Below are 24,599 nucleotides of genomic sequence, written 5' to 3' on the forward strand. Positions count from 1 at the left end.
CGCGTCGTACCCCCGGACCGCGTCTTGACGGCCGCCCGCTGAGCGGCCCCCTTCCCCAAAGGCTCGTATCTTGCGCTCCGCGTAGCGACCCTCGCGGCGCTCTGCCCCGCTGCGCCCTCATCCCCTGAGTGCAACCTCCCTGTCCCCCAGTGAAGGGTTTGCTGTTTCATGTCTGCCCGTTTTGGCCTGCGCTCCCTCGCCGTGCTGACCGCCTCCACCACCTGCGCGCTGAGCATCGCCACCACCGCCGCCCACGCTGACACCGACACCGACACCGGTGAGAAGATCCTGCTCAAGGGCTCGACCACAGCCTCGTACTTCTGGGACGACGCCTCCGGCCGCGCCGGCGACACGGGCCTGCCGGCCAGTGGCAAGCCGATGCAGAAGGGGCTGGCCGCCAGCCCGAGCTGGCCGCTGCTGACCGAGGGTTACGTGGTCTACAAGGGCAAGAAGATGCCCTTCTTCGTGGGTGACCGCGGGCCGGGCACGCCCTCCAACCGCGGCATCATGCTGGACCTCGACGCCAAGACGTTCGCCGAGCTGACCGGCGGCGAGTTCAACTCCTCCACGCTGGGCGTGGACGGCATCGGCGGCCAGGGCCACATCGAGGTCGACTACGTCATCACCAAGTGGGGTGACGGCGTGGGCAAGAAGAACTACCCGGTGCCGTTCTCGACCGGCGCCTGGGCCGAACGTGACAGGAACCCGGCGACCCCGCCGCAGGCCGAGGAGGACACCTCCGCCGGCGGCAGCCTCCCCGACACCCCCGCGGGCGAGCAGCAGGAGTCGGGCACGGCCGGCGGCACGCTGCTGGCGGCCGGCGCGCTGGCCATCGCGGGCGGCGGCGTGCTGCTCGGCGGCGAGCGCCTGCGCATGCTCCTCGTACGCTGACCCCGAGCATCGAGCCGCTCTTTACGTAGCGAGCACCAGAATGTCATTCTGGTCGTCGTGACCACCCGCGCAGCCGCGAACGGCATCGACATCGCCTACGAGAGCTTCGGCTCACCCGACGGGCGCCCGCTGCTCCTCATCATGGGGCTCGGCGCCCAGCTCATCCAGTGGGACGAGGGGCTCTGCGAGCTCCTGGCGGAGCAGGGACACCACGTCGTACGGTTCGACAACCGCGACGCGGGCCTGTCCACGCACTTCCACGAGCACGGCGTGCCCGCGAGGGGTGCCGCGCCGCCGTACCTGCTGGACGACCTGGCCGACGACACCGCGGCCCTCATGGACGTGCTCGGCTGGCCGGCGGCGCACGTCGTGGGAGCCTCGATGGGCGGCATGGTCGCCCAGACGCTGGCCATCAGGCACCCCGCCCGGGTGCTGACGCTGACCTCCGTCATGTCCACGCCTGGCCCCTCCGTGGCCCCGCCCACGCAGGCCGCCGCCGCGATCCTGATGGGCCGGCCGGCCGAGAGCCGCGAGGCGGTGCTGGAGCAGGCGGTGCTGACCTGGTCCACCATCGGCTCGCCGGGGTACGAGCTGGACCAGGACAGGATCAAGGCGATGGCCGGGCTGGCCTACGACCGCTGCTTCGACCCGGCGGGCACGGCCAGGCAGCTCGCCGCGATCATGGCGTCGGGCGACCGTACGGAGCTGCTCGGCCAGGTCAAGGTGCCCACGCTGGTGCTGCACGGGGAGGCGGACCCGCTCATCCCGGTGGTGGGCGGCCGGGCCACGGCCGCGGCCATCCCGGGGGCGCGGCTGGTGACGTACCCGGGGATGGGCCACGACCTGCCGCGCGAGCTCTGGCCGGCCTTCGTCGCCGAGATCACCAAGCTGACCTCCGCCTGACGCCGCCGGTGGCCCCGCCCCATGGTGGGGCCGGGCCACCGGAACGCGCGTCAGACCTCCAGCTTCTCCTCGATGCCCCGGAGCTGGTGGCGGGCCAGCGCCAGGTTGGCGCGGTTGCGGTCGAGCGCCAGATACAGGAACAGGCCCTTGCCGCCGCGCCCGGTGATCGGGCGGATGATGTGGTACTGGCCGCTCAGCGTGATCAGGATGTCCTCGATGTTGTCCTTGAGGCCCAGCGAGTCCATCGTGCGCAGCTTGGCCTTGACCACCTCGGTGTTGCCGGCCGCGGCGATCTGCAGGTCCAGGTCCTTGGAGCCGCCGAGGGCGCCGAGCGCCATGCCGCTGCCGTGATCGACGATCGCGGCTCCGATGGAGCCGTCGATGCTCATCATCTCCTTGAGTGACACGTCCATGCCGGCCATGGTCTTCCTCCTTGTCATCAGTGCTTGCGTGCCGAGACGGCGGCCAGCGCGGCAGCCGTCTTCCTGCCCTCCAGCCGCAGCAGCCCGACGTTCGCGCCGGGTCCGGCCAGGACCGTGAGGACGATGGTGGGGCCGGCGGCGTAGAAGGCCGTGAAACCGGCGGTGCCGGAGACGAGCGTCTCCTCCAGCGTCCCGTGGCCGGTGATGGCCAGCATCCGCCTGCTCATCGCGAGCAGCGCCGCCGCCAGCGCCGCCGCCTGCTCGCCCTGCTCCCCGGGCAGGTCGCAGGCGAGTTGCAGGCCGTCCACGGTGCAGGCGACGCTGCCCTGGACGTCCGGGGTGCGCTCACGCAGGAGCGCCATCTCCTCCAGAACCTCTTGCCGTAGCTCCACAGGTGGCCTCCTCCTGAGTGAGGGGAACCTCACGACAGCTCCTCGAGCGCCTTCTTCAGCCGCATCAGCAGCGCCAGATCGGTGGGGTCGCCCGTCATGGGCGGGCCCAGCGGCTGGGCCGGCGCCAGCGGGTCGTGCGGCGGACGCCCGCCGGGCTTCCGCCGTTGTGGCAGGTCGTGCGGCGCGCGCTCGCCGTGCTCCCGCCGCTGCGGCAGGTCGGGTGCGGCGAGCAGCCCCGAGGCGGCCAGCCGGCGCACCGCCAGCAGCACCGGGTACGCCGGCCGGCCGATCTGCTTGGCCAGCTCCAGCGGGGTCGCCTTCTGGTCTGCCCTGACGATGACCTCCCACTGGACGCGGCTCAGCGTCACCCCGTGGCCGGGCAGCCGCGGCAGCGGCCGTACCGGGAGGGTGTCCACGTCGGCGGAGGGCCAGATCCGGGCGAGCTGCGCCCGCCGCCGCGCGCACTCCCGCACCAGTCCCGGCACGTCGAAGAACCACTGCCCGCCCAGCCAGTGCCGCTCGCCCGGGCGGAACTTGGGGCGTGCCCCACCGGCCGGCAGCAGGAAGAAGGCCGCGTCCAGGACCCCGCCGAGCACCGCGTACTGCAGCTCGCCCGGCGTGAGCGGCCCCTCGGCGAGCAGTCGCTCGCAGCCGCCGTCGGCCTGCAGCCGCCGCAGCGCCGCCTCGCTCATCAGCCCCCTGGCCGCGAGCAGCCGCTCCACGCTGGGGGTCTGGGCGCACTCCATGTACGTCACGCGCCCGTCCGAGAGGAAGATCGTGCCGCTCCTGCCCACCTGCAGCGCGCCCGTGGAGCGCTCGCGGGCGAGCCCGGCCAGGAGTGTGTCGAGCTTGTTGGCCATGGGTCACGCCGTGAGCCGGCTGGAGATGGTGCGCAGGCGGTGCCTGGCCAGGGCGAGGTTGGATCGTTCCAGGTCAAGGCGTACGTAGATGACCAGCGGCCCCTCGAACACCGTCTCCAGCAGCCGGAGCAGATGGTGACCCTTGTCCGTGGTGACGAGCATGTCGTCGATGCGGACGACGTCGCCCGGGCAGGTGCGGGCCAGGCCGTCGGTGGTGGCGCGCAGGGCCTCGGTCAGCGCGGCGGCCGACCGGTCGGCGTCCACGCCCACGGCCGTGCTGAAGGCCACCGCCATGCCGCTCGTGTGGTCCACCAGCATGGCGTCCAGCGCGCCCGGGATGGACATGACCTCCGCCAGGCAGCCGTCGATTCCCAGCACGTGACCTCCCTCACCGTGGTGGAACGCAGACAGCGTAGGGCGACGGGGATGAGTCCACGTGACGGGCGGTCACAGGTGTGGAGGTTTTATACGGCCGCGGAGTAGAAAAACACCACTGGTACGGAAAAACGTACGATTTATGAGAATTTCTCGCGGCAGCGCATGATCTCGGCGACATTTCGCTCGGCCCAGTCGGCCACCACGGAGATCGGCCCGTGCAGCGAGCGCCCGAGGTCCGTCAGCGCGTACTCGACCCGCGGCGGCACCTCGGCGAACACCTCCCGCGTCACCAGCCCGTCCTGCTCCATGGCGCGCAACGTCTGCGTCAGCACCTTGGGCGTGACCCCGCCGATCCGCGTCCTGAGCCGGGTGAAGCGCATGGGCCCGCCGTCGAGGCAGAGCAGCACCAGTGCCGACCATTTGTCCCCGATCCGATCCAGGACCACCCTGGTCGGGCAATTAGGGTCGAAGACATCACCGGTATCCATAAGGTACTTATAGCACGATGAAGTAACCAGTATCCGTTGGATACTGTGGCCGGCATGAAGATCCTTCTGTTCGGCGCGACCGGCATGGTCGGCAGCCGCATCGCCACCGAGCTGCGCGACCGTGGCCACGAGGTCACCGGAATCAGCCGCAAGGGCCCTGTCAAGGGCGACGTCCACGACACCGCCGCGCTGGCCGAGGGCCACGACGCGATCGTCTCCGCGATCGCCCCGCCGCGCGACGGCAGCGACCCCGAGCCGCCCTTCCTGGCGGCCTACCGCGCGCTCGTCGACGGCGCGCGGGCGTCGGGGGTGCGGCGGGTGATCGTCGTGGGCGGCGCGGGCAGCCTCCAGGTCGCCCCGGGGCAGGACCTGGTCGACACGCCCGGCTTCCCGGACGCCTACAAGAAGGAGGCGCTGGCCGGCCGCTCGCTGCTGCGCCTGTTCCGCGAGGTCGAGGACCTGGACTGGACGTTCGTCTCCCCGGCGGCGGAGATCGCGCCGGGGGAGCGCACCGGGGTCTTCCGGCTCGGCGGCGACATGCTCATGACCGACGCCGAGGGCCGCAGCTTCATCACCGCCGAGGACTTCGCCGTCGCCATCGCCGACGAGGTGGACAAGGACGCCCACCCCCGGCAGCGCGTCAGCGTGGCCTACTGATCGGCCTCCTCGGGCAGCAGCGCCCGCTCGTCGGGCTTGTGCACCAGCACGTTGTCCACGTACGACTTCACCGCCGCGGCCAGCCCGACGTCGGCCCCCTCCTGCTCCGACAGGAACCAGCGGTGGTCGAGGAGCTCGTGGAAGAGCTGCGCGGGCTCCAGCTTCCCGCGCAGCTCGGCGGGGATGGCGTCCACGGTCGGCTGGAACACCTCGGCCAGCCACCGGTGCGCCACGATCGCCTCGTCCTCGTGCCGCAGCCCCTTGGCCACCCGGAACCCGTCGAGGTCGTTGAGCAGCCGCCTGGCCTGGTTCTCCTCGACGTCGAGGCCGGTCAGGCGGAGCAGGCGCCGCTGGTGGTGACCGGCGTCCACGACCTTGGGGCGGACGATCAGGCGGCCCGTGCCGACCTTGCGCCGCACCATCATCTCGGCCACGTCGAAGCCCAGCAGGTTCAGGCGCCTGATGCGCTGCTCGACGCGGTGCCAGTCCACCTCCTCGATGATCTCGCTCTCGTTGATCTCGTTCCACAGGCGGTGGTAACGGGCGACGATGTCCTCGGCGGTCTCCATGGGGTCGATAGACGGGTGCAGCAGCCCGCCGGCCTCCAGGTCGAGCATCTCGCCGAAGATGTTCGTGTGCGCGTTGTCGATGTCGGTCAGCCGCTGCCCCTCGCTGATCATCGGGTGCATCTCGCCGGTCTCGGCGTCCACCAGGTAGGCCGCGAACGCCCCCGCGTCACGCCGGAACAGCGTGTTGGACAGCGAGCAGTCGCCCCAGTAGAACCCGTTCAGGTGCAGCCGCACCAGCAGCACGGCCAGCGCGTCCAGCAGGCGGGTGAGCGTGTCGGGGCGCAGGGTGCCCGACATGACCGCGCGGTAGGGCAGCGAGAACTGCAGGTGCCGGGTGATCAGCGCCGCGTCCAGCCCGTTCTCGCGGCCGGTGACGTACGCGACCGGCTCCACGGCGGGGGCGTCGAGCCTGGCCAGGTCCCACAGGAGCTGGTACTCCCGCTTGGCGTAGCGCTCGCTGATCTCCTTGATCGCGTACACCTTGCCGGACAGCCGGGCGAAGCGCACCACGTGCCGCGAGATACCGCGCGGCAGATCGACCAGATGGTGTTGCGGCCAGTCTTCGAGAGGGGTCTCCCACGGGAGGCGGATCAGGTCAGGGTCGCCTAGCGCGCCAGTGATCTGCAGGGGCATTTGCTCAGGATATGGTGCATCGGTGGACGAGTTTCTCAAGTGGTACTTTTCCGACCGTCCGGTCGTCGCGGCCTCCCTCGGAGCCGACGGTTACGATCACACCCTCGGCGATTTCACCGCCTCCGCCTGGCAGGCCCGCGAGCGCGAGCAGGTGCTCTGGCTCGACCGCCTGTCCGCCGCCGAGGCCCCCACCCTGGACGACGCGATCGACAGAGATCTCGTCCTGTCGCAGCTCAGAGGCTCGATCGCGCTCGCGTCCTGGCCCGAGTGGCGGCGCGACCCGAGCGTCTACCTCGGAGCGATCTTCACCTCCATGTACGCGCCGTTCCAGCGCCGGCTCAAGCCCGAGCCCGAGCTGGTCGCCTCGGCGCTGCTCCGCCTGGCCGAGGTGCCCGGCGTGCTGGCCGCCTGCCGCGCGAACCTGGACCCCGACCTGGCCGCTCCGCTGCTCGTCCAGCGAGGGCTCGGCCAGGCGCGCACCGGCCGCAACTTCCTGACCCGCACGATCCCGTCCATGGTCGAGGACGAGAACCTGCGCGCCGAGCTGGCCGCGGCCGCCGAGCCCGCCGCCCGGGCGTTCGACGAGCTCGTCACCTTCCTCGACGGCTTCGAGTGCGGCGGCACCTGGCGGATGGGGGAGCGGCTCTACTCCACGCTGCTGCGCGAGCGCGAGCTGCTCGGGTACGGCGCCGCCGAGCTGCACCAGAAGGGCGAGGCCGCCTGGGCGGAGCTGGACGCGCGCATGCGCGAGGTGGCGCTCCAGGTCAACGGCACCCAGGACTGGCGGGCCGCCATGGAGCAGCTCATGGACGACCACCCGGCGACGCTGGCCGACATGCGCGCCGAGTACGAGGCCGAGACGCTGCGGGCCCGCGAGTTCGTCAGGGAGCGCGACCTGGTGACGTTCGCCGGCGGCGAGGAGTGCCACGTGCTGCCGTCGGCCGAGTACACCCGCCCGGTCCTGTCCGTCGCCCACTACCTGTCGCCGCCGCCGCTCAGCACCTCGCGGACCGGCATCTTCTTCGTGCCCTACACGCCGGACGACTTCACCCCCGAGCAGGTACGCCAGCGCCTGCGCACGAACTCACGGGCCCAGATGCCCTCGATCGCCGTGCACGAGGCCTATCCGGGGCACCACTGGCACCTGTCGTACATGGCGGGCAATCCGCGTACGGTCAGGAAGGTCTTCAGGACGCCGTACTTCACCGAGGGCTGGGCCCTGTACGTCGAGAAGATGCTGCACGAGCAGGGCTACTTCGACACCCCGGCCACCGAGCTGGCCCACCTCGACTGCCGGATCTTCCGCGCCGCCCGCATCGTCGTGGACACCGCGCTGCACTGCGAGGACATGACGATCGAGCAGGCCGAGACGTTCATGGCCACCAAGGCGTCGCTGTCGCCCGGCACGGCGCAGGGCGAGGTGAACCGCTACTGCGCCTGGCCCACGCAGGCGCCCTCCTACCTCACGGGCGCGATCGAGATCGACCGCATCCGGGAGTCGTTCCAGGGCTCGCTCAAGGAGTTCCACGACCGGATCGCCGGGTCGGGCGGGCTCCCGCTCGGGCTGGCCGAGCAGGCCGCGCTCGCCGGGTCATAGCGGAGGGGGGTTGAGCGTCCGCTCGATCACGGCCGCGAGCTGATCCTCCGTCAGGATGTTCGGCTTGCCGACGCTCAGCCCCCGCACGTACACCTCGCACAGCCACTCCAGCAGGCGCGTGGCCTCGAACGCCTCCTCCAGCGTCGCCCCGATGGTGACCCCGCCGTGGTTGGCCATCAGGGCGGCCCGCTTGCCGTCCAGCGCCCGGCGCACGTTCGCGGCCAGCTCGGGGGTGCCGTACGTGGCGTACTCGGCCACCTTCACCACCCCGCCGAGCATCAGCGCGTTGTAGTGCACGGGCGGCAGCTCGGTCATGGTCGTGGCCACCACCGTGCCGAACACGGAGTGCGTGTGCACGATCGCCCGCGCGTCGGTGGTCTGGTAGATCGCCAGGTGCATCGGCGTCTCGCTGGACGGCCGCAGCTCGCCCGCCACCCGTCTGCCGGTCGTCAGGTCCACGACCGGGCACAGCTCGGGCGTCAGCCGGTCCAGCGGGGCGCCCGACGGCGTCACCGTCACCAGGTCGCCCTCGCGGACGCTGAGGTTGCCCGAGGTGCCGATGACCAGGCCGAGCTCGACGGCTCGCCGGCCGTATTCGCACAACTGCTCGCGAAGGCTCATGCGCCCGAGGCTACAGCCGTTCCAGCGTCTGCAGCATCAGGCGTTCCGCCACGTCCCTGCCCAGCCGGTCGGGGTAGAGCAGGAGGTGCAGGCTGAGGCCGTCCACCAGGGCGAGCAGCCGCTCGGTCACGTCGTCCAGGTCGTCGTCCGCCGCCAGCTCCCCGGCCTCACTGGCCTGCCCGAGCAGCTCACGTACGGCCGACCGCAGCTCGCCCGCCTCCGCCCGCTGCACCTCGGCCAGCCGCTCGGCTGCCAGGCTCCGGCTCCAGAAGCTCACCTCCAGCCGCGTCTCAACGGCCCGCTCGGCATCCAGCGGCAGGTTGTCCAGCAGCACCTCGCGCAGCGCCGCCAGCCCCGTCATCCCCGCCACCTTGCCCGTCAGCCGCTCCCTGATGCGCCGGTGCGAGTGCCGCAGCGCCGACAGCAGGATCTCGTCCTTGTCGGCGAAGTAGTGCGCGAGCACGCCGTTGGAGTAGCCGGCCTCCTTGGCGATGGCCCGGGTGGTGGCGGCGTCGATGCCGTCCCTGACGATCACCCGGCTGGCCGCCGACAGCACCTCACGCCTGCGCTCATCGTGATCAACGATCTTCGGCATAGGACACCTCTTGACGTTTTATTCGGACGTCTGTCTATTTAAGAGCATGACCGTCGTCACAGTCGGCGTCCACATCGTCGACATCCTCGCCAGACCCGTCGAGCACATCCCCCAGGGCCAGGACACGGTGCTGGTCGACCAGATCCGCCTCACCGCGGCGGGCGCCGCCGCCGGGACCGCGGTGGACCTGGTCAAGCTGGGCAACGACGTGGTCACCATGGGCGCGATCGGCGACGACGAGCTCGGCGACTTCCTGCTGATGATCCTGGCCAAGCGCGGCGTGGACACCTCCCGCCTGGTACGCAGGGCGGGCGAGCAGACGGCGGCCTCGATCCTGCCCATCCGGCCCGACGGCGGCCGCCCCAGCTTCCACGTCCCCGGCGCGAACCTCGGCGTCACGCTCGCCGACCTCGACCAGGGCCTGCTCCGCTCGGCCCGCGCCATCCACCTGGGCGGGATGGACGTCACGTTCGGCCTCGGCGACCCGGCCTTCTTCGCCCTGCTGGACGAGGTCCGCTCGTCCGGCGCCGTCGTCACGATGGACCTGCTCTCGGAGATGCCCGACCTGCTGGGCCTGGCCCGCGCGTTCCTGCCGCACGTGGACTACGTGCTGCCGAACGAGTCGCAGGCCCTGCTCATGACCGGCGCCGCGGACGTCGAGAGCGCCGCCCGCGCCCTCCTGGCCGACGGCCCGCGCGGCGTGCTGGTCACGCTCGGCGCCGCGGGCAGCCTGGTGGTCACCGAGGCCGGCGCGGAGCACGTACCGGCGATCAAGACGGACGTCTCCGACACCACGGGCTGCGGCGACGCCTACTGCGCGGGCTTCCTCACCGGCCTCCTGCACGGCCAGGACGTGCCGGCGGCCGCCCGCTGGGGCACGGCCGCCGCCGCCCGCGTCGCCACCGGCCTCGGCTCCGACGCCGGCCTCACCGACCTGCCCACCACCCTCGACCTCCTCACTTAGGACCCAGCTTCATGACCACAGACGCCGACCTCCGCCAGCGCGCCGCGAAAGTCGTCCCCGGCGGCATGTACGGCCACCTCAACGCCGCCATCTTCGCCCCCGGCTACCCCCAGTTCTTCGAACGCGGCGAGGGCTGCCGGCAGTGGGACGTCAACGGCCGCTCGTACCTCGACTTCATGTGCAGCTGGGGCCCGGTCGTGCTCGGCCACCGGCACCCGCGCGTCGAGGAGGCCGCCGCCCGCCAGGCCGCGCTCGGCGACTGCCTCAACGGCCCCGGCGCGATCATGGTGGAGCTGGCCGAGCTGCTGGTGGACACCGTGCCGAGCGCCGACTGGGCGATGTTCTCCAAGAACGGCACGGACGCCACCACGCAGGCCCTCATGGTCGCCAGGGCCGCGACGGGCCGGACGAAGGTGCTGATGGCGCACGGGGCCTACCACGGGGCGGACCCGTGGTGCACGCCGTCCCCGGCGGGCACGACGCCGAACGAGCGGGCCGACCTGGTGGAGTTCACCTACAACTCCCTGGAGTCCCTGGAGGCCGCGGCGGCGACCGTCGAGGGCGACGTGGCCGCGATCATCGTCACCCCGTTCAAGCACGACTCGTTCGAGGACCAGGAGCTGGTGGAGCCCGCCTTCGCGCGCGGCGCCCGGGCGCTGGCCGACCGCCTCGGGGCGGCGCTGGTGATCGACGACGTGCGGGCGGGCTTCCGCATCAACCTGCGCGGCTCCTGGGAGCCGTACGGCGTCCGCCCCGACCTGACGGCCTGGTCCAAGGCCATGGCCAACGGCTACCCGATCGCCGCCGTCACGGGCACCGACGCCCTCAGGGGCCCCGCCCAGACGCTGTACTCGACCGGCTCGTTCTGGTTCTCCGCGGTGGCCATGGCCGCCGCCAAGGCCACCATCGAGACCCTGCGGGACGAGGACGGCATCGGCGCCATGGAACGGGCCGGCTCGCAGCTGCGCGAGGGCCTGTACGCCCAGGCCAAGGCCCACGGCTTCACGGTGAACCAGACGGGCCCCGTGACGATCCCGTGGCTCAGCTTCGACGGCGACGCGGACCTGTCGGTGGCCATGCACTGGAGCGACGCCTGCCTGCGCCACGGCGTCTACGTCCACCCCTGGCACAACTGGTTCATGTCGGCCGCCCACACCGAGGCGGACGTGGCGGCTGCCCTGGAGGGCACCGACCAGGCCTTCGCCGAGACCAGGGCGCACTTCGGCTGACCCGCGGGACCCTTCAGAGGTCGAGGAGGTGGCGGTAACGCTGGGCGGCGGCGACGGTCTCGCGGCCCACCTGCTCGAAGAACTCGCTCATCGCGCGCATCCTGGCTCCGGCCGGGGTCGCGCGGCCGAGCGCGTCGGCGCCCTGGCGGGCGACCTCGGCGATGTCGGTGTTGAACCGGGCGCTGGCCAGGAGTGACCGGTACCAGATCTCGTTGTCGACGACGTAGCGGTCCCGCCGACGCCGTTCGTCCCGCTCGCGGCCGATCAGGCTCATCACCTCCAGCTCGGCGACCGCCTTGGACACCGACGCCGGGCTCACCCGCAGGCGCTGGACGAGCTCGGCGGCGGTGAGTCCGCCGCTGTCGGTGACGCAGAGGCAGGCGAGCACCCGAGCGGACATCCTCGTCAGCCCGGAGGCGACGAGCACGCCGGTGAGGCTGTCCTCCGTCTCCCGGATCCCGGCCCGCGGAGCCTCCGGGGTGGCGGCCGGTCTGGGGCGCGGGCGCCGGGCGCGCTCGCGCGTCGCCTCGTGCGCCTGCTCGGCGCGGTAGCCGCCGGCGCCGCCGTTGCGGTTCACCTCGCGGCTGATCGTGGACGTCGGCCTGCCCAGCCGCCGGGAGATCTCGGCGAACCCGAGGCCCTCCGCGAGGCCCCGGGCGATCTGTTCGCGATCCTCACGCGTCAACCGGCCTTCCGCCACCTGCCGCCCCCTCTCGTCGTGTGCATTCAACCACAACCAGTGCAACGACCGTTGCGTTCATCGCCATAGCCAGCGCAACAATGTGCTCTACCAGCGTATTTATCGTTGACTGTTTTACAAACGCAACGTAGCGTTTGTGATCTGTGAAAGGAGGCACCCACCATGACAGTCAACGAGGCGGTGCGGCGCGTGCTGGACGGCACGGTGTCCTCGGGCGTGGCACCGGGCATCGTCGTCGAGGTCCTGCGGGACGGCTCCCGCTCGTTCGCCGTCGCGGGCAAGGCCGATCTCGGCACCGGCCGCGAGCGCGGGCCGGGAGAGCTGTTCCGGATCGGCAGCGCCGCCAAGGCGTTCACCGCCGCCACCGCGCTCAAGCTCGCCGGCGAAGGCGTGCTCGGCCTCGACGACACGCTTGAGCGATGGCTGCCCGGCCTGCTCGACGGCAGCCCGTACGACGCCCGCGCGATCACGTTGCGGCAGCTGCTCAACCAGACCGCCGGCCTGTTCAACTTCAGCATGGACCCGGACTTCTTCGCCGGCGGCCAGGGCGAGGCCTGGTACGAGCGCCGGTTCCGGACCTTCACCCCCGAAGAGCTGGTACGGATCGCCCTGCGGCACCCGCCCTTCAACGCCCCCGGCGAGGCGTTCAGGTACTCCAACACCCACTACTACCTGGCCGCCATGATGGTGGAGCAGGCCACCGGCGAGCCGTACGGCGAGGTGCTGGACCGGCTCGTCCTCCGGCCGCTGGAGCTGACCGGCACCTCGCTGCCCACGACGGAGACGGTCATCCCGGGCCCGCACCCGGTGCACTACTCCCGGCTGTACGCCGACGACCCGGCGGCCCCGCTCCACGACGCCGCCGAGTCGAACACGACGACCGGCTGGAGCGCGGGCGGCATGATCTCCACGACCGGCGACCTGCTCACGTTCTTCTCGGCCCTGCTCTCCGGCCGGTTACTGCGGCCGGCAGAGCAGGCGGAGCTGTTCACCACCGAGCCGACCGACGGCTCGGGCTGGCTGCCCGGCACCCGCTACGGGCTCGGCGTGTGGGTCGAGCAGAAGCTCGGCAGCGGCGTGCACGTGTGGGGCAACGGCGGCGCGGACTACGGCACCTTCACCCTCGTCCTGGGCAGCCGCGACGGCACGCACCTGGTCGCCTGCCACGTGAACACCGACTGGTCCCCCGAGGCCTACGCGGCCTTCCTGGCGATCCTCGACCTCGAGTTCGGCGGAGGCGAATCTTCCCCCACCCCGTAATGCTCCCGGCATTCCGGACATGGGGTTGAGTGTTGAACGCCCCAAGTGAGGAGCCCAAGTGGGAGCAGATCCCGAGAGGCGATTCGAGGAGCTCTACGAGTCCTCCTACCGCCTCCTGCTCGGGTACGCGCTGCGCCGCTGTCCGGACCCGGACGACGCGGCGGACGTCGTGGCCGAGACGTTCATGGTCGCCTGGCGCCGGATCGAGGCGGTCCCCCGGGGGGACGAGGCCAGGCTGTGGCTCTTCGGCGTGGCCAGGAAGGTGCTGGCCAACCACCGGCGCGGCGAGCTCAGGCACGAGCGGCGCACCGCCGCCCTGCGCGCGCAGCTCGCCGCCTCGCCGCTCGTCGCGGAGCTGCCCGGGGAGGAGCCTTCCCAGCTCGGGCAGGTGTTCAGGGCCCTGCCCGAGGGCGACAGGGAGCTGCTGGCGCTGGTCGCCTGGGAGCGGCTGAGCCCCGGCGAGATCGCCAAGGTGCTCGGCACATCAGCAAATGTCGTACGAGTCAGGCTTTATCGCGCCCGCAGGAGGTTCGCCCGGAGGCTGGCCGAGGCGGGCGTCCACCACTCGCGTGCCGTCGCGTTCGAAGGGAGCAGGCTGTGAACATCGCCGATCTCGCCCGCGTGCGGGACGAGGACCTGGCAGGGGAGCCCGCGGGGCAGGCGTCCGGCGCGGGGGCGCGGGCGCTGATGGAGTCGATCATGGCGACCGGGCGCGAGCCCGCCAGGCGCGGGCGCGTCCCGCTGCGGCGCGCCGCCGGGCTCGGCGTGCTGGCGGCAGGGCTGGCCGCCGCGCTGGTGGTCTGGACGCCCCTCGGCGGGCCCGCCACCGAGTACGCCAACGCCGCCGTCTCGCTCAGGACCGGCGAGGACTTCATCGAGGTCGAGATCAACGACCCGGAGGCCGACGCCGCGAAGTTCACCGAGGCGTTCCGCGCCGTCGGGCTGGACGCCGAGGTGCGCAACGCCCCCGTCGCGCCGCAGGACGTGGGCAAGCTGGTCGGCCCGCACACCGAGGGCGAGTTCCCGCCGGGCACGGGCATCACCATCCACACGCGGCAGGAGGGCTGCCGCTCCGCCTGGTGCGGCAGGGTCTCCATGCCCGTCGGCCTCACCGGGAAGGTCGTCTTCGGGATCGGCCGGCCCGCCGCGCCCGGAGAGCTGTGGTCCACGCCGGTGCAGGCCGACTTCTACGCCGACGGGGGAGTGGTCCAGGGTTACAACCCCCGGGGCAAGCCGGTGGCGCAGGTCAGGGCCACCTACGAGCGGGCCGGGATCAAGAAGATCTCCTACGTGGTGATGTGGCTCAACCCGGACGGCAGCGGCGGCGGCTACGACGTCGACGCCGCGCACGTGAAGGACGACTGGCCCGTCGAGGGCGCGTGGCGGATCGCGTCCGACGCCGTGACCGTCCACGTCGCCGCGCCCGCCGGCGTGCCCAGGGACTCGCTGCCCAAGATCGACGGGCCGAGCCGTCCCGCCTGGTGGAAGGACTAGGAGCGCCGTTTCGACTCCTCCGCCGCCCAGGTGAAGACGCCCTTGGCCATGAGCGAGAGCTCGCCCGCCGCCCTGGCGGAGAAGACCTGCGCGCGTACGCGGTGCACGCCCGCGTCGTCCGGGGCCGCCAGGGCGGCGAGTTCCGCGAGATGTCCCGCGAGCCGCCCGTCCCCGTCGGAAAGGGCCCGCAGCGCGGCGTCCGCGAGCGCGGCGGGGCCGCCCGCGAGTTCGGCCACGGATTTCGCCAGGACGGCCTCGGGCGCGGGTTTGAGATTCGCCGGATTTCCGTCGTACCAGCCGCCGTAGAGCCGCCACAGATTGCGGACGACGAATTCCGGCTCGTCGTATCGGGCCCGCAGATAGGGCCGGTCGGAAAGGTGCTCGGGCGGCCGTACGGAATGCACGATCTCGTCCAGCCGGGCCCCGGCGTTGAGCAGTTCCAGGGTCTGCGTGACGAGCGAGTCGAGCCATTCCGCCGTCTCCAGCAGCGCCTGCCTGATGCGGTCGCGGCCGAAGATCGGGGCGCCGTGGCTGGGCAGCATGATCTCGGCGTCCCTGGCCGCCATCAGCCGCAGCGCGTGCACCCATTCCCGGGGGTAACGCTGCACCTTCTGCGGGTTCCCGCAGTTGGGCGTCACCCAGATGAACAGGTCGCCGGGCAGCAGCAGCCGGTGCTCGGGCACGTAGCCGATGGTCGCGTCGTCGGTCTCGCCCTTGGCGTGCACCAGGTCGAAGGTGAGGTCGCCGCGCCGCACGGTCAGCGTGTCGGTGTAGGTCACGTCGGGGTGGCGGTAGGAGTCGGGCCAGCGTAGGTTCGGGGCCTGGAACTGCCGCTGATTGATCACCGAGTTGTAGCCGTTGGTCAGCAAATATCGTTCGAAGCGATCGACGACGGCTTTATGCGCGTAAATGGTGGCTCGGCGTCCCTCCTCCTCGAACGGTGCCGTTCCGAAAACGTGGTCGATGTGCCCGTGCGAGTAGAAGGCGGTGGTCAGGGGCGCGCGGGTCCACTTGCGCACGTCCTCGTGCAGCCGGGCCGCCGAGAACGGGCTGCTGGTGTCGAACAGCAGCAATTCACCCCCGGTTTCGAAGGTGATGACATTTCCGAATCCCGACCACCAGCCCACCCCCTCGGCGACGGTCAGGACGCCCTTCCCCGTCATGCCCGCGTCGACGATGCTGTCGTCCGCCTCGCCCTGCCACACCTGGTCGGCGTACTCCTCGATCATGCGACCCACTCTGCTTCTAGAACGGCGTTCTAGGCAAGGCGTCACGGCAAGGTCACGTCTCGATGGGGCCCCTTGACGGCTGTCGGAGCACATTCGTACGTTGCGGGGAATCGTTTAGGAAACTTTCCTAATTCAGGAGCCGCCATGACCCACCCGGGCGAGATCACCAGGCGCCAGCTGATACGCCGGATCGGCATGACCGCGTTCGTCGCCGGCCCTGGCGCGGGCCTGCTCAGCGCCTGCGCCACCGCGGGAGGGGGCGAGCCCTCCGCCGCCCCCGCCACCTCGCTCCCGGCCTCCGCGAACCCCAGGAACCCGTTCGGCGTGGACGCCAAGAAGCCGCTCGAAGTGGCCATCTTCAGCGGCGCGTACGGCGACTCCTACGCCAAGGACCTGCACGAGGAGCTCTACAAGAAGGCGTTCCCCGGCGTCACGATCACCCACACGGCCACCCAGGAGATCGGCACCCAGCTCCGCCCGCGCCTGGTAGCCGGCGACCCCCCTGACGTGATCAACAACTCGGGCCCCAAGTCGATGGACCTGGCCGCGCTGGCCGCCGAGGGGCACCTGGCCGACCTGGCCCCGCTGTTCGACGCCCCCTCGATCGACGACCCCGCCAAGAAGGTGCGCGACACGGTCACGCCGGCCGTGATCGTCAACGCCAACGTGTCCGGCAAGGACCTGGTGCTCAACTACACCGTGTCGCACCGCGCGCTCTGGTACAACGCCGCGCTCTTCGCCGACAAGGGCTGGAAGGTGCCGGCGACCTGGGAGGAGTTCACCGCGCTCGGCGAGACGGCCAAGCGGGAGGGCATCCTGCTGTTCGCGTACCCGGGGCAGAAGGGCCCGTACTACCAGCTCTGGAACGTCCTCTACACCGCCGCGAAGATCGGCGGGAACCAGGTCATCCTCGATCTCGACAACCTCGTGGACAACGCCTGGAACGCCGAGCCGATGAAGCGGGCGGTCACCGTCTGGGTGGACATCCAGACCAGGTACGGCGACAAGGCGTACTTCGGCCTCGACCACACGCAGACCCAGATCAAGCAGCTCCAGAACAAGGTGCTGTTCTACCCGGTCGGCTCCTGGATCGAGAACGAGATGGCCAAGGACAAGCCGCAGGACTTCGAGTACGCCATCGCCCCCATCCCCGAGGTCACCGGCTCCGACAAGATGCCGTACGGCGCCATCCAGGTCGGCGTCGGCGAGAACTTCGTGGTCGCGGCCAAGGGCAAGAACCCGCAGGGCGGCCTCGAATACCTGCGCATCATGCTCTCCAAGGAGGGCGCGCGCAGCTTCACGGAGAAGACCAAGAACGTCACGGTCGTCAACGGCGCCGCCGAGGGCGTCGACCTGCCCGCCGGCCTCCTCAGCGCCGCCCGCGCCCAGGACAGGGCAGGCCAGAACATCATCACCGAGGCCCGCTTCGAAGGCTGGTACAAGGAGCTCTTCGACTACGGCACCGAGCAGATCAACGTGGTCATGGCCGGCCGGATCACCCCCGAGGAGTTCTGCGCCAACCTGCAGAAGAAGGCCGACGACGTCAAGCGGGACGACTCGATCGCCAAGCAGACGCGGAGCCAGTGACAGATGGAGCGGTTGCGCAAGTACGGTTTCGTCGCCGGATTCCTCGCCGTTCCCCTCACGCTCTACACGGTCTTCGTCATCAGCCCCTACGTGCAGGCGTTCCAGCTCTCGCTGACGAGCTGGAACGGATACAGCTCGATCGTCCGCTACGTGGGGCTGGACAACTTCGGCCGGCTGTTCGAGGACGAGGTCTTCTGGCGGGCCCTGCGCAACCACGGGATCCTGCTGCTGGTGCTGCCGCTCGTGACCATCGTCATCGCGCTGCTGTTCGCCTTCCTGCTCAACCTGGGCGGCGGCACGCGCGGCGCCGGCATGCAGGGGGTCTGGGGGTCGGGGTTCTACCGCGTGGTGTTCTTCTTCCCCCAGGTCCTGGCCGTGGCCGTGGTCGGCGTGCTGTTCCAGGCCGTCTACCGGCCCGACGCGGACGGCGTCATCAACGGCGTGCTGGCCAGGTTCGGCCTCGATCCCGTCGGCTGGCTCATCGAGCCGGACCTGGCCCTGTGGTCGATCATCGCGGTGATGGTCTGGCAGGCGGTCGGCTTCTACGTGGTGCTGTTCTCCGCGGGCATGGCCGCCATCCCCAAGGACTACTTCGAGGCGGCCGCGCTCGACGGGGCGGGCCGCGTCCGGCTGTTCTTCTCGATCACGCTGCCGCTGCTGCGCGACACCGTGCAGGTCGGCTGGATCTACCTGGGCATCGCGGCCTTCGACGGGTTCGCGCTCATCCAGGTGCTGGCGGGCGACAAGGGTGAGCCCGACGGGGCCACGACCATCCTGCCGATCACGATCTACAACACCGCCTTCTCCTACCAGAAGGTCGGGTACGCGTCCGCGATGGGCGTGGCGCTGTTCTTCCTCACCGTGACGTTCGCGGTGCTGACGTTGCGGACGACCAGGCGCGAGAGGGTTGAGTTGTGACCGCGAGGAAAACGGAGCGGCCGGGCGTGCTGGCCGGGCTCTCCCACGTGGCGCTGGCCGTCTGGGCCCTGCTGATCATCGCGCCGCTGCTGTGGACGTTCCTGGCCTCGTTCAAGAGCAACACCGAGATCTTCGGCGACCCGCTGCAACTGCCCGGCGCGCTGCGGCTGGACGCGTGGGGCCGGGCCTGGGACAAGGCGCACATCGGGCAGTACATGCTGAACACCGTCGTCGTGGTCGTCTTCGGCACGGCGGGCACGATGTTGTTCGGCTCGATGGCGGCGTACGTGCTGGCCCGCTACCGGTTCGCCGGCAGCAGGCTCGTCTACTACTACTTCGTGGCCGGGCTGGCGTTCCCCGTCTTCCTGGCGCTCGGGCCGCTGTTCTTCGTGGTCAAGCAGGTGGGGCTGCTCAACAGCCACGTCGGGCTGGTGCTGGTCTACATCGCCTACTCGCTGCCGTTCACGGTGTTCTTCCTGGCGGCGTTCTTCCGTACGCTGCCGGAGGCGGTCGCCGAGGCCGCGCTGATCGACGGCGCCTCGCACACCCGCACGTTCTTCCAGATCATGGTGCCGATGGCCAGGCCGGGCCTGATCAGCATCACCATCTTTAACGTGCTCGGCCAGTGGAACCAGTACCTGCTGCCCCTCGTCCTGCTCGCGGGCGCGCCCGACAAGTGGGTGCTCACCCAGGGCATCGCCCGCATCTCCACGCTGGCCGGCTACGAGGCGGACTGGCCGGGCCTGTTCGCCGCCCTGTCCATCACCATCCTCCCGGTCATGATCGTGTACATCATCTTCCAGCGGCAGATCCAGTCCGGGCTCAGCTCGGGCGCCCTGAAGTAACGTGGGAGGCATGGACGTCGAGAGCAAGCTCAACGACCTGCCCCGATGGCGGCGCGAGGGCGACGAGATCAAGCGCACGGTCACCGCGCCCGACTTCCCCACGGCCATCCGCATCGTCGACGAGATCGCGGTCAAGGCGGAGGAGCTCAACCACCATCCCGACATCGACATCCGGTGGCGCGCCCTGCACCTGACCCTGACCACCCACGACCAGGGCGGCCTGACCGACCTCGACTTCACGCTGGCGGCCGTGATCGATGACATCGCGGCAAAACACGGCGCGCAAGCCGAATGACGGTACGTAGCGGGCCGATCACTCGTTAGAGTGGGTGCCCTCTCGGAGTCCCCGTTGCCGGAGGGGCTCGACCTGTGGGAGGTCCCATGCGCGTGCCCGCGTCCCTGCTCGTCCTCATGACCGCGACGACCGTGCTGGCGGGAGCCTGCGCGGGGCCGCCGGCCCCGGTCCAGAACGTCAAGACCGCGCCGGACGAGACGGTCAACCTCAACGCCGCCGGCGAGTTCGGCACCGAGGACCCCGGCGCCATCGCCTACGACCGCAAGCTGGCCCCCGAGGGCGCCCAGGCCAGCGTGACCGTCGAGTCCAGCGACGGCCAGACCCGCACCTCGCTCGTCGTCGAGGGCCTGCTCCCCAACCGCCGCTACGGTGCCCACCTGCACGCCAAGCCGTGCGGCAAGCGGCCAGACGACGCCGGCCCGCACTACCAGCACCACCCCGGCCAGATCGACGCGGCCAGCGAGGTCTGGCTCGACTTCACCACCGACAAGGAGGGCGCGGGCCGCTCCAGCTCCCGCAACGACTGGGCGCTGGAACGTGCCAAGCTGCCCGGCTCCCTCGTCATCCACGCCAAGCCGACCGTCACCTCGGGGCCCGAGGTCGGCCAGGCCGGCGACAGGGTGGCCTGCCTGACCCTCAAGTAGGCCGCCCGCCTACCTGATCGCGGCGTCCGACACCAGCGCCGCCGCCGCGGCCGCGTCCCCGCGGTACCGGGCGTCGTGGTAGCCCCTGACGACCTCGCGCGTGCTCATCGGACCGCTCACCCCCCGCCCCTCGCTGCCGTGGGCCCGCATGCGTTCGGCACTCTGGTGCGCGGTCCGCACGGCCGCCGCCTCGAACGCCCTGCTTCCCTGACAAGGAAAGGGCCCGCGCGTGGAGAGAACGCGCGGGCCCCGGGCGGAGGACGTGGTCAGGCGTGCTGGGCGGGAATGCTCCCCAGCCGACCCGCCTTGAAGTCCTCGAACGCCTGCACCAGCTCGGCCTTGGTGTTCATGACGAACGGCCCGTAGTGTGCCACCGGCTCCCCGATGGGCTCGCCGCCGAGCACGATCACCTCCAGCGGCTCCTTGGCCGCCGACAGGGTGATGCTCCCGGCCTGCGTCGCCAGCCCCGGCCGGTTCCCGAACCCCTCGAACACGGCGAGCTGCCCGCCGCCCAGCGGCCGCCGCTCCGCGCCCGCGGTGCCCCGCCCGGACAGCACGTACGCCAGGGCGTTGAAGTCCTGCCGCCACGGCAGCACCAGCCGCGCCCCCGGCGAGACGGTGGCGTGCAGCAGCGTGATCGGCGTCTGCGTGCTCCCCGGGCCCACGTGCCCGGCCAGGTCCCCGGCGATGAGCCGGACCAGCGCCCCGCCGTCGTGGCTGCTCAGCAGCACGACGCTGGAGCCGCCGATGTCCTGGTACTGGGGCGCGATCATCTTCTTGGCGCCCGGCAGGTTCACCCAGAGCTGGATCCCGTGGAACAGCCCGCCCTGCTGCACGAGCCACTCCGGCGGCGCCTCCTTGTGCAGGATCCCGGCCCCGGCGGTCATCCACTGCGTGTCGCCGTTGGTGATGGTGCCGCCGCCGCCGTTGGAGTCGAGGTGCTCCATCACGCCGTCGATCATGTACGTGACCGTCTCGAAGCCCCGGTGCGGGTGCCACGGCGTGCCCTTGGGCTCGCCCGCCGCGTAGTCGACCTCGCCCATCTGGTCCATCATCACGAACGGGTCCAGGTACTCCGGCTTGATCGCCGCCAGCGCCCGGCGTACGGGGAAGCCCTCGCCCTCGAACCCGCTGGGCGCGGTCTCGACGGCGAGCACCTTGCGCCCGGGCGTCCCGGGCTGCGGCTCGGGCAACCGGGGGAGGGTGAGGGGGTTCTCTACGGTCACGGCGGGCATGTCGCGCTCCTTCCAGCGGGTCTGCCCGGCTCAACCAAGTTGAGAATTCAACTATTCCGCAGTGCGGTGATCAGCCGAAGACGGCGGGAGGCGGGACGGGCGCGATGATCGCGTCGCCGTCCCTGATGGGTGCGGCGCCGGCGATGAAGTTGGTCAGCGCCTCCCCGTGCACGCACCGGGCCTGCGTGAGGCCGCCCGCAGCCCGCCTGGACAGCAGCTCCAGCGGGAGCTCCGTCCGCGACGCGGCCACGATCAGGTTGCCGAAGCGGCGGCCCCGCATGATGCCGGGCTCGGCCATCAGGGCCACGTGCCCGAACGTGCCCGTCACCGTGGCCAGCAGGCGCTTGGCGAACGCCAGCCCCTTGCCGTCGGCCAGGTTGATCAGGAGGGTGCCGCCGGGGCGGAGGATCCTGGCGAGGTCGCCCATGTACTCGGCCGTCGCCAGCTCCACAGGCATCGTCGCGCCCGTGAACGCGTCGAGCACCACCAGGTCGGCCGTCTCGTCCCAGACCTTGGCCGTGCCCTCCCTGCCGCCGGCGACGATGACCTTGAGCCGGGGCACCGAGCGCAGGTCGAGCTGCTCGCGTACGAGGTTGACCAGCAGGCCGTCGGGCTCGACGACGATGTGCCTGGAGCCCGCGCGGGTGGCGGAGACGTAGCGGGGGATCGTGCAGGCGCCGCCGCCCACGTGGACGCAGCTCAGCGGCCCATCTGGCAAAAGGTCGATCACATCCGCCATGAGTCGTACATACTCGAATTCCAGAAATGTCGGGTCTTGAAGATCTACGTACGACTGAGGTACGCCATCCTTGGACAGCACCCAGCCGTCCTGCCTGTCCAGATCCCGGAGCAGCTCGACCTCGCCGAACGTCACCGGGTACAGGCCAGGCATCGGTTCACGCTGTCCACGAGCCACGTCTGATCCCCTCCCTGGGAGTACCGTATGGCACGGCGAAGGCTGATTGTGCTCGTTATCGCGCTAGCCGCGGTAGTCGGGGCGGGTGCCTTCGCCATCGCGGCGTCGAACCGGGTCAAGGGCAGCGCCGCCGAGACGGCCCAGGCGTACTTCGACGCCTGGCGCCGGGGGAACGTGACGGCGATGGAGCGGCTGGTGTACCAGGCTCCGTCCGACTTCTCCGTACGGCACAGGAAGCTGAGCGACGAGCTGCACGTCGAGTCGCTGCAGCTCGCCCCCGGCCAGGTGCGCAGCCTGGGCGACGAGGCGGCCGAGGTGCCGTTCTCGGGGGTGCGCAGGCTCGCCGAGCTGGGCGACTGGCCGTTCGACGGCCTGCTGCGGCTGGCCGTGCGGGACCGTTCGTGGAAGGTGTTATGGGCGCCCGAGACGCTGCACCCGCTGCTCAAGGACGGCGGCACGCTGGAGCTGGAAGAGGTGGAGACGTCGGCGGCCGAGCTGGTCACCAGTGAGGGCGACAAGATCCCGAACGACAGCTACGCCGAGGCGTACCTGAACCCGCTCAAGCCCGAGTTCGAGGAGGTCAACTACGGCTGGGCGCTGGTGTCCAGGGTGCCGGGCCAGCCGGAGCGGACGTTACTGCACCGCGAGCCCAAGGCGAACGTCGAGCGCACCACGCTCTCGCGGGCCGTCCAGGCGGCGGCGGCGCGGGCGCTGGACGGCGTGGAGGACTCCACGATCATCGTCATCCGGCCGAGCACCGGCGAGATCCTCGCGCTGGCCGACCGCCTGGGGGAGAACTACAGCGCCGTGCGCGACGTGTTCCCGCCCGGCTCCACCTTCAAGACGATCACCGCGGCGGCGCTGCTCAAGGGCGGGCTCGACCCGGCGGCCCAGGTCGGCTGCCCCGGCACGTACCAGATCCCGTTCCACCGGCCCTTCAGCAACGACGGCGAGGTGGACCGCGGCGTCGTCACCTTCACCGACGCCTTCGCCCACTCCTGCAACACCACGTTCGTCGAGCAGGCGACCACCAGGCTGACGGGGGAGGAGCTGAGCAGGACGGCCGACGAGTGGGGGTTCGGCCGGCCGATCGCGACCGGGATCGGCGGCACCTGCGGCACCGTGCCCGTGACGGACGATCTCGACATGCTGGCCGCCGACGCCATCGGCCAGGGCGAGGTCGTCGCCACCCCGCTCTGCATGGCCGCTCTCGCCGCCGCCGTCCAGAGCGGCACCTGGCGCTCGCCGCGGCTGCTGTCCCACGGGCAGGTACGCCGCATCGACGGCATCCCGCACGGGGACGTCCAGATGGACGAGGGGGTCGTGGCCGCGCTCAGGGACATGATGACGGCCGTCACCGGCTACGGGACGGCCAGCGGCGCCGGGCTTCCCGAGGGCGTCGCGGGCAAGACGGGGACGGCCGAGGTGGAGGGCGAGACGTCGCATGCCTGGTTCATCGGCTACCGCGACGACCTGGCCTTCTGCGTCTTCGTCCGGCACGGCGGGTCCGGAAGGTCCACCGCCGTCCCCATCGCCGCTCGCTTCTTCAAGGGGCTGTAACCTCTGCCGGCCGGCGTTCGGCACAGGTTCGCGGCTTTTGCAACCTACGGTACCGTAGGTTTCATGACGACCATCACCGTCAAGCCGCGGCTGCGAGGCTGGTTGCACGCCGGAGCGCTGCCCGTGACCTTGATCGCCGGCTTCGTGCTCGTGGCGCTCGGCCCGACCCTGCAGGCACGCCTGGCCTCGACGATCTACGCCATCACGTCTGCCTTGCTGTTCGGCATCTCCGCCACCTATCACCGCAGCACGCTGGGCCCGCGGCTGGCGGAGTTCCTGCGCAGGATCGATCATGCGAACATCTATCTGATCATCGCGGGCACCTACACCCCGTTCGCCCTGCTGGCGCTCGACGGGGCGCCCCGGGTGGCGGTGTTGTCCGTGATCTGGGGCGGGGCGCTGGCCGGGGTGCTGTTCCGGGTGTTGTGGATGAACGCGCCGCGCTGGCTCTACACGGTGCTCTACCTGGCGCTGGGCTGGACCGCGATCTTCGTGATGCCGCAGTTGCTCGAAGGCGCGGGGGTGGCGGCCGTCGTGCTGGTGGCGGTGGGCGGCGTCTTCTACTCGGCCGGCGCCCTCGTCTACGGCCTGCGCCGCCCCGACCCGTCACCCCGCTGGTTCGGCTTCCACGAGGTCTTCCACGCGTTCACGATCGCCGCCTACCTGGTGCAGTACATCGCGGTGTCGATCGTGGTCTACTCCCACGGCTGATCCGTC

Annotated in this window: 28 protein-coding genes; 16 read left to right on the forward strand and 12 right to left on the reverse strand. The window is 70.9% G+C overall.

Going from position 1 to position 24,599, the window contains the following annotated elements; translation table 11 throughout:
• The first annotated feature begins 168 nt into the window (after positions 1 to 168).
• Together HD593_RS65010 and HD593_RS07590 are read left to right on the forward strand one after the other, a co-directional pair.
• Positions 169 to 891 carry a hypothetical protein gene (locus HD593_RS65010; RefSeq protein ID WP_379478785.1) on the forward strand — a complete coding sequence of 241 codons (723 nt, stop codon included), beginning with the start codon at positions 169 to 171 and terminating at the stop codon, positions 889 to 891.
• 57 nt (positions 892 to 948) lie between these two features.
• Complete coding sequence (locus HD593_RS07590) at positions 949 to 1,794, forward strand: alpha/beta fold hydrolase (RefSeq protein WP_185101483.1); 846 nt, start codon at positions 949 to 951, stop codon at positions 1,792 to 1,794.
• Positions 1,795 to 1,844: 50 nt separating this feature from the next.
• Here HD593_RS07590 and HD593_RS07595 read toward each other — a convergent pair whose 3' ends face one another.
• The 5 genes from HD593_RS07595 to HD593_RS07615 form a co-directional block, all read right to left on the reverse strand.
• Positions 1,845 to 2,216, reverse strand: coding sequence for a hypothetical protein (locus HD593_RS07595; RefSeq protein ID WP_185101484.1), 372 nt, complete (start codon positions 2,214 to 2,216; stop codon positions 1,845 to 1,847).
• Positions 2,217 to 2,233: 17 nt separating this feature from the next.
• Complete coding sequence (locus tag HD593_RS07600; protein WP_185101485.1) at positions 2,234 to 2,608, reverse strand: roadblock/LC7 domain-containing protein; 375 nt, start codon at positions 2,606 to 2,608, stop codon at positions 2,234 to 2,236.
• Between the two features lie 29 nt (positions 2,609 to 2,637).
• On the reverse strand, positions 2,638 to 3,468 hold the full coding sequence (locus HD593_RS07605) for a hypothetical protein (RefSeq protein WP_185101486.1): 831 nt from the start codon (positions 3,466 to 3,468) through the stop codon (positions 2,638 to 2,640).
• Between the two features lie 3 nt (positions 3,469 to 3,471).
• On the reverse strand, positions 3,472 to 3,846 hold the full coding sequence (locus tag HD593_RS07610; RefSeq protein ID WP_185101487.1) for a roadblock/LC7 domain-containing protein: 375 nt from the start codon (positions 3,844 to 3,846) through the stop codon (positions 3,472 to 3,474).
• Between the two features lie 137 nt (positions 3,847 to 3,983).
• Complete coding sequence (locus HD593_RS07615) at positions 3,984 to 4,334, reverse strand: winged helix-turn-helix transcriptional regulator (RefSeq protein WP_185101488.1); 351 nt, start codon at positions 4,332 to 4,334, stop codon at positions 3,984 to 3,986.
• Between the two features lie 54 nt (positions 4,335 to 4,388).
• Between HD593_RS07615 and HD593_RS07620 the strand changes: the two genes are divergently transcribed.
• Positions 4,389 to 4,991: an NAD(P)-dependent oxidoreductase gene (locus HD593_RS07620; protein WP_185101489.1), complete on the forward strand. Its 603-nt coding sequence runs from the start codon at positions 4,389 to 4,391 to the stop codon at positions 4,989 to 4,991.
• On the opposite strand, the gene HD593_RS07625 is transcribed toward HD593_RS07620, so the two are convergent.
• A complete protein-coding gene (locus tag HD593_RS07625) occupies positions 4,985 to 6,193 on the reverse strand; it encodes a DUF4032 domain-containing protein (protein WP_185101490.1) in 1,209 nt (402 codons plus the stop codon). The two genes, HD593_RS07620 and HD593_RS07625, sit on opposite strands and share 7 nt — an antisense overlap.
• Positions 6,194 to 6,215: 22 nt before the next feature.
• Here HD593_RS07625 and HD593_RS07630 point away from each other — a divergent pair, with 22 nt between their 5' ends.
• Entirely contained in the window at positions 6,216 to 7,790 is a 1,575-nt protein-coding gene (locus HD593_RS07630) for a DUF885 domain-containing protein (RefSeq protein ID WP_185101491.1), read from the forward strand.
• Here HD593_RS07630 and HD593_RS07635 read toward each other — a convergent pair.
• On the reverse strand, positions 7,785 to 8,411 hold the full coding sequence (locus HD593_RS07635) for a class II aldolase/adducin family protein (RefSeq protein ID WP_185101492.1): 627 nt from the start codon (positions 8,409 to 8,411) through the stop codon (positions 7,785 to 7,787). The two genes, HD593_RS07630 and HD593_RS07635, sit on opposite strands and share 6 nt — an antisense overlap.
• A 10-nt stretch (positions 8,412 to 8,421) precedes the next feature.
• A complete protein-coding gene (locus HD593_RS07640; RefSeq protein WP_185101493.1) occupies positions 8,422 to 9,006 on the reverse strand; it encodes a TetR/AcrR family transcriptional regulator in 585 nt (194 codons plus the stop codon).
• Between the two features lie 46 nt (positions 9,007 to 9,052).
• On the opposite strand from HD593_RS07640, the gene HD593_RS07645 reads away from it, so the two are divergent.
• Positions 9,053 to 9,970 carry a carbohydrate kinase family protein gene (locus HD593_RS07645; RefSeq protein WP_185101494.1) on the forward strand — a complete coding sequence of 306 codons (918 nt, stop codon included), beginning with the start codon at positions 9,053 to 9,055 and terminating at the stop codon, positions 9,968 to 9,970.
• Positions 9,971 to 9,981: 11 nt separating this feature from the next.
• Positions 9,982 to 11,199, forward strand: coding sequence for an aminotransferase class III-fold pyridoxal phosphate-dependent enzyme (locus HD593_RS07650; RefSeq protein ID WP_185101495.1), 1,218 nt, complete (start codon positions 9,982 to 9,984; stop codon positions 11,197 to 11,199).
• 13 nt (positions 11,200 to 11,212) lie between these two features.
• Here HD593_RS07650 and HD593_RS07655 read toward each other — a convergent pair whose 3' ends face one another.
• A complete protein-coding gene (locus HD593_RS07655; RefSeq protein WP_185111718.1) occupies positions 11,213 to 11,899 on the reverse strand; it encodes a helix-turn-helix domain-containing protein in 687 nt (228 codons plus the stop codon).
• A gap of 162 nt (positions 11,900 to 12,061) precedes the next feature.
• On the opposite strand from HD593_RS07655, the gene HD593_RS07660 reads away from it, so the two are divergent.
• From HD593_RS07660 to HD593_RS07670, 3 genes are read left to right on the forward strand one after another with little or no spacing between them, the layout of a single operon-like run.
• Positions 12,062 to 13,159 (forward strand): serine hydrolase domain-containing protein, encoded by a 1,098-nt coding sequence (locus tag HD593_RS07660; RefSeq protein WP_185101496.1) that lies wholly within the window; start codon positions 12,062 to 12,064, stop codon positions 13,157 to 13,159.
• A 58-nt stretch (positions 13,160 to 13,217) separates the two neighbouring features.
• Positions 13,218 to 13,760, forward strand: a complete 543-nt coding sequence (locus HD593_RS07665; RefSeq protein ID WP_185101497.1) for an RNA polymerase sigma factor — start codon at positions 13,218 to 13,220, stop codon at positions 13,758 to 13,760.
• Positions 13,757 to 14,653 (forward strand): hypothetical protein, encoded by an 897-nt coding sequence (locus tag HD593_RS07670; protein ID WP_185101498.1) that lies wholly within the window; start codon positions 13,757 to 13,759, stop codon positions 14,651 to 14,653. Before HD593_RS07665 ends, HD593_RS07670 begins: the two co-directional genes overlap by 4 nt.
• Here HD593_RS07670 and HD593_RS07675 read toward each other — a convergent pair.
• Positions 14,650 to 15,882 (reverse strand): alkyl sulfatase dimerization domain-containing protein, encoded by a 1,233-nt coding sequence (locus HD593_RS07675; RefSeq protein ID WP_185101499.1) that lies wholly within the window; start codon positions 15,880 to 15,882, stop codon positions 14,650 to 14,652. The two genes, HD593_RS07670 and HD593_RS07675, sit on opposite strands and share 4 nt — an antisense overlap.
• A 144-nt stretch (positions 15,883 to 16,026) precedes the next feature.
• On the opposite strand from HD593_RS07675, the gene ngcE reads away from it, so the two are divergent.
• The 5 genes from ngcE to HD593_RS07700 all read left to right on the forward strand — a co-directional run bounded on the left by ngcE (position 16,027) and on the right by HD593_RS07700 (position 20,171).
• A complete protein-coding gene (gene ngcE / locus HD593_RS07680) occupies positions 16,027 to 17,469 on the forward strand; it encodes an N-acetylglucosamine/diacetylchitobiose ABC transporter substrate-binding protein (protein ID WP_185101500.1) in 1,443 nt (480 codons plus the stop codon).
• Positions 17,470 to 17,472: 3 nt separating this feature from the next.
• A complete protein-coding gene (locus HD593_RS07685) occupies positions 17,473 to 18,387 on the forward strand; it encodes a carbohydrate ABC transporter permease (RefSeq protein WP_185101501.1) in 915 nt (304 codons plus the stop codon).
• Positions 18,384 to 19,232, forward strand: a complete 849-nt coding sequence (locus tag HD593_RS07690) for a carbohydrate ABC transporter permease (protein WP_185101502.1) — start codon at positions 18,384 to 18,386, stop codon at positions 19,230 to 19,232. Before HD593_RS07685 ends, HD593_RS07690 begins: the two co-directional genes overlap by 4 nt.
• A 10-nt stretch (positions 19,233 to 19,242) precedes the next feature.
• The gene (locus tag HD593_RS07695) at positions 19,243 to 19,527 is read left to right on the forward strand and encodes a 4a-hydroxytetrahydrobiopterin dehydratase (RefSeq protein WP_185101503.1); all 285 of its coding nucleotides are present in this window, start codon (positions 19,243 to 19,245) and stop codon (positions 19,525 to 19,527) included.
• 86 nt (positions 19,528 to 19,613) lie between these two features.
• The gene (locus HD593_RS07700; RefSeq protein WP_185101504.1) at positions 19,614 to 20,171 is read left to right on the forward strand and encodes a superoxide dismutase family protein; all 558 of its coding nucleotides are present in this window, start codon (positions 19,614 to 19,616) and stop codon (positions 20,169 to 20,171) included.
• A 266-nt stretch (positions 20,172 to 20,437) separates the two neighbouring features.
• On the opposite strand, the gene HD593_RS07705 is transcribed toward HD593_RS07700, so the two are convergent.
• Both HD593_RS07705 and HD593_RS07710 read right to left on the reverse strand, forming a co-directional pair.
• Positions 20,438 to 21,406 (reverse strand): pirin family protein, encoded by a 969-nt coding sequence (locus tag HD593_RS07705; protein WP_185101505.1) that lies wholly within the window; start codon positions 21,404 to 21,406, stop codon positions 20,438 to 20,440.
• 70 nt (positions 21,407 to 21,476) lie between these two features.
• A complete protein-coding gene (locus tag HD593_RS07710; protein ID WP_185101506.1) occupies positions 21,477 to 22,298 on the reverse strand; it encodes a spermidine synthase in 822 nt (273 codons plus the stop codon).
• A gap of 51 nt (positions 22,299 to 22,349) precedes the next feature.
• Between HD593_RS07710 and HD593_RS07715 the strand changes: the two genes are divergently transcribed.
• Together HD593_RS07715 and trhA are read left to right on the forward strand one after the other, a co-directional pair.
• On the forward strand, positions 22,350 to 23,882 hold the full coding sequence (locus tag HD593_RS07715; protein ID WP_185101507.1) for a penicillin-binding transpeptidase domain-containing protein: 1,533 nt from the start codon (positions 22,350 to 22,352) through the stop codon (positions 23,880 to 23,882).
• A gap of 63 nt (positions 23,883 to 23,945) precedes the next feature.
• Entirely contained in the window at positions 23,946 to 24,593 is a 648-nt protein-coding gene (gene trhA, locus HD593_RS07720; RefSeq protein WP_185101508.1) for a PAQR family membrane homeostasis protein TrhA, read from the forward strand.
• Positions 24,594 to 24,599 lie beyond the last annotated feature (6 nt).

This window comes from Nonomuraea rubra (assembly GCF_014207985.1).
Classification (GTDB): domain Bacteria; phylum Actinomycetota; class Actinomycetes; order Streptosporangiales; family Streptosporangiaceae; genus Nonomuraea; species Nonomuraea rubra.

Bases quoted from the DNA above. Each gene is read 5' to 3' on its own strand.
- HD593_RS65010 (WP_379478785.1), top strand. From the start codon at position 169: ATGTCTGCCCGTTTTGGCCTGCGCTCCCTCGCCGTGCTGACCGCCTCC.
- HD593_RS07595 (WP_185101484.1), bottom strand. From the start codon at position 2,216: ATGGCCGGCATGGACGTGTCACTCAAGGAGATGATGAGCATCGACGGC.
- HD593_RS07605 (WP_185101486.1), bottom strand. From the start codon at position 3,468: ATGGCCAACAAGCTCGACACACTCCTGGCCGGGCTCGCCCGCGAGCGC.
- HD593_RS07615 (WP_185101488.1), bottom strand. From the start codon at position 4,334: ATGGATACCGGTGATGTCTTCGACCCTAATTGCCCGACCAGGGTGGTC.
- HD593_RS07620 (WP_185101489.1), top strand. From the start codon at position 4,389: ATGAAGATCCTTCTGTTCGGCGCGACCGGCATGGTCGGCAGCCGCATC.
- HD593_RS07625 (WP_185101490.1), bottom strand. From the start codon at position 6,193: ATGCCCCTGCAGATCACTGGCGCGCTAGGCGACCCTGACCTGATCCGC.
- HD593_RS07635 (WP_185101492.1), bottom strand. From the start codon at position 8,411: ATGAGCCTTCGCGAGCAGTTGTGCGAATACGGCCGGCGAGCCGTCGAG.
- HD593_RS07640 (WP_185101493.1), bottom strand. From the start codon at position 9,006: ATGCCGAAGATCGTTGATCACGATGAGCGCAGGCGTGAGGTGCTGTCG.
- HD593_RS07645 (WP_185101494.1), top strand. From the start codon at position 9,053: ATGACCGTCGTCACAGTCGGCGTCCACATCGTCGACATCCTCGCCAGA.
- HD593_RS07650 (WP_185101495.1), top strand. From the start codon at position 9,982: ATGACCACAGACGCCGACCTCCGCCAGCGCGCCGCGAAAGTCGTCCCC.
- HD593_RS07660 (WP_185101496.1), top strand. From the start codon at position 12,062: ATGACAGTCAACGAGGCGGTGCGGCGCGTGCTGGACGGCACGGTGTCC.
- HD593_RS07675 (WP_185101499.1), bottom strand. From the start codon at position 15,882: ATGATCGAGGAGTACGCCGACCAGGTGTGGCAGGGCGAGGCGGACGAC.
- ngcE (WP_185101500.1), top strand. From the start codon at position 16,027: ATGACCCACCCGGGCGAGATCACCAGGCGCCAGCTGATACGCCGGATC.
- HD593_RS07685 (WP_185101501.1), top strand. From the start codon at position 17,473: ATGGAGCGGTTGCGCAAGTACGGTTTCGTCGCCGGATTCCTCGCCGTT.
- HD593_RS07695 (WP_185101503.1), top strand. From the start codon at position 19,243: ATGGACGTCGAGAGCAAGCTCAACGACCTGCCCCGATGGCGGCGCGAG.
- HD593_RS07700 (WP_185101504.1), top strand. From the start codon at position 19,614: ATGCGCGTGCCCGCGTCCCTGCTCGTCCTCATGACCGCGACGACCGTG.
- HD593_RS07705 (WP_185101505.1), bottom strand. From the start codon at position 21,406: ATGCCCGCCGTGACCGTAGAGAACCCCCTCACCCTCCCCCGGTTGCCC.
- HD593_RS07710 (WP_185101506.1), bottom strand. From the start codon at position 22,298: ATGCCTGGCCTGTACCCGGTGACGTTCGGCGAGGTCGAGCTGCTCCGG.
- HD593_RS07715 (WP_185101507.1), top strand. From the start codon at position 22,350: ATGGCACGGCGAAGGCTGATTGTGCTCGTTATCGCGCTAGCCGCGGTA.
- trhA (WP_185101508.1), top strand. From the start codon at position 23,946: ATGACGACCATCACCGTCAAGCCGCGGCTGCGAGGCTGGTTGCACGCC.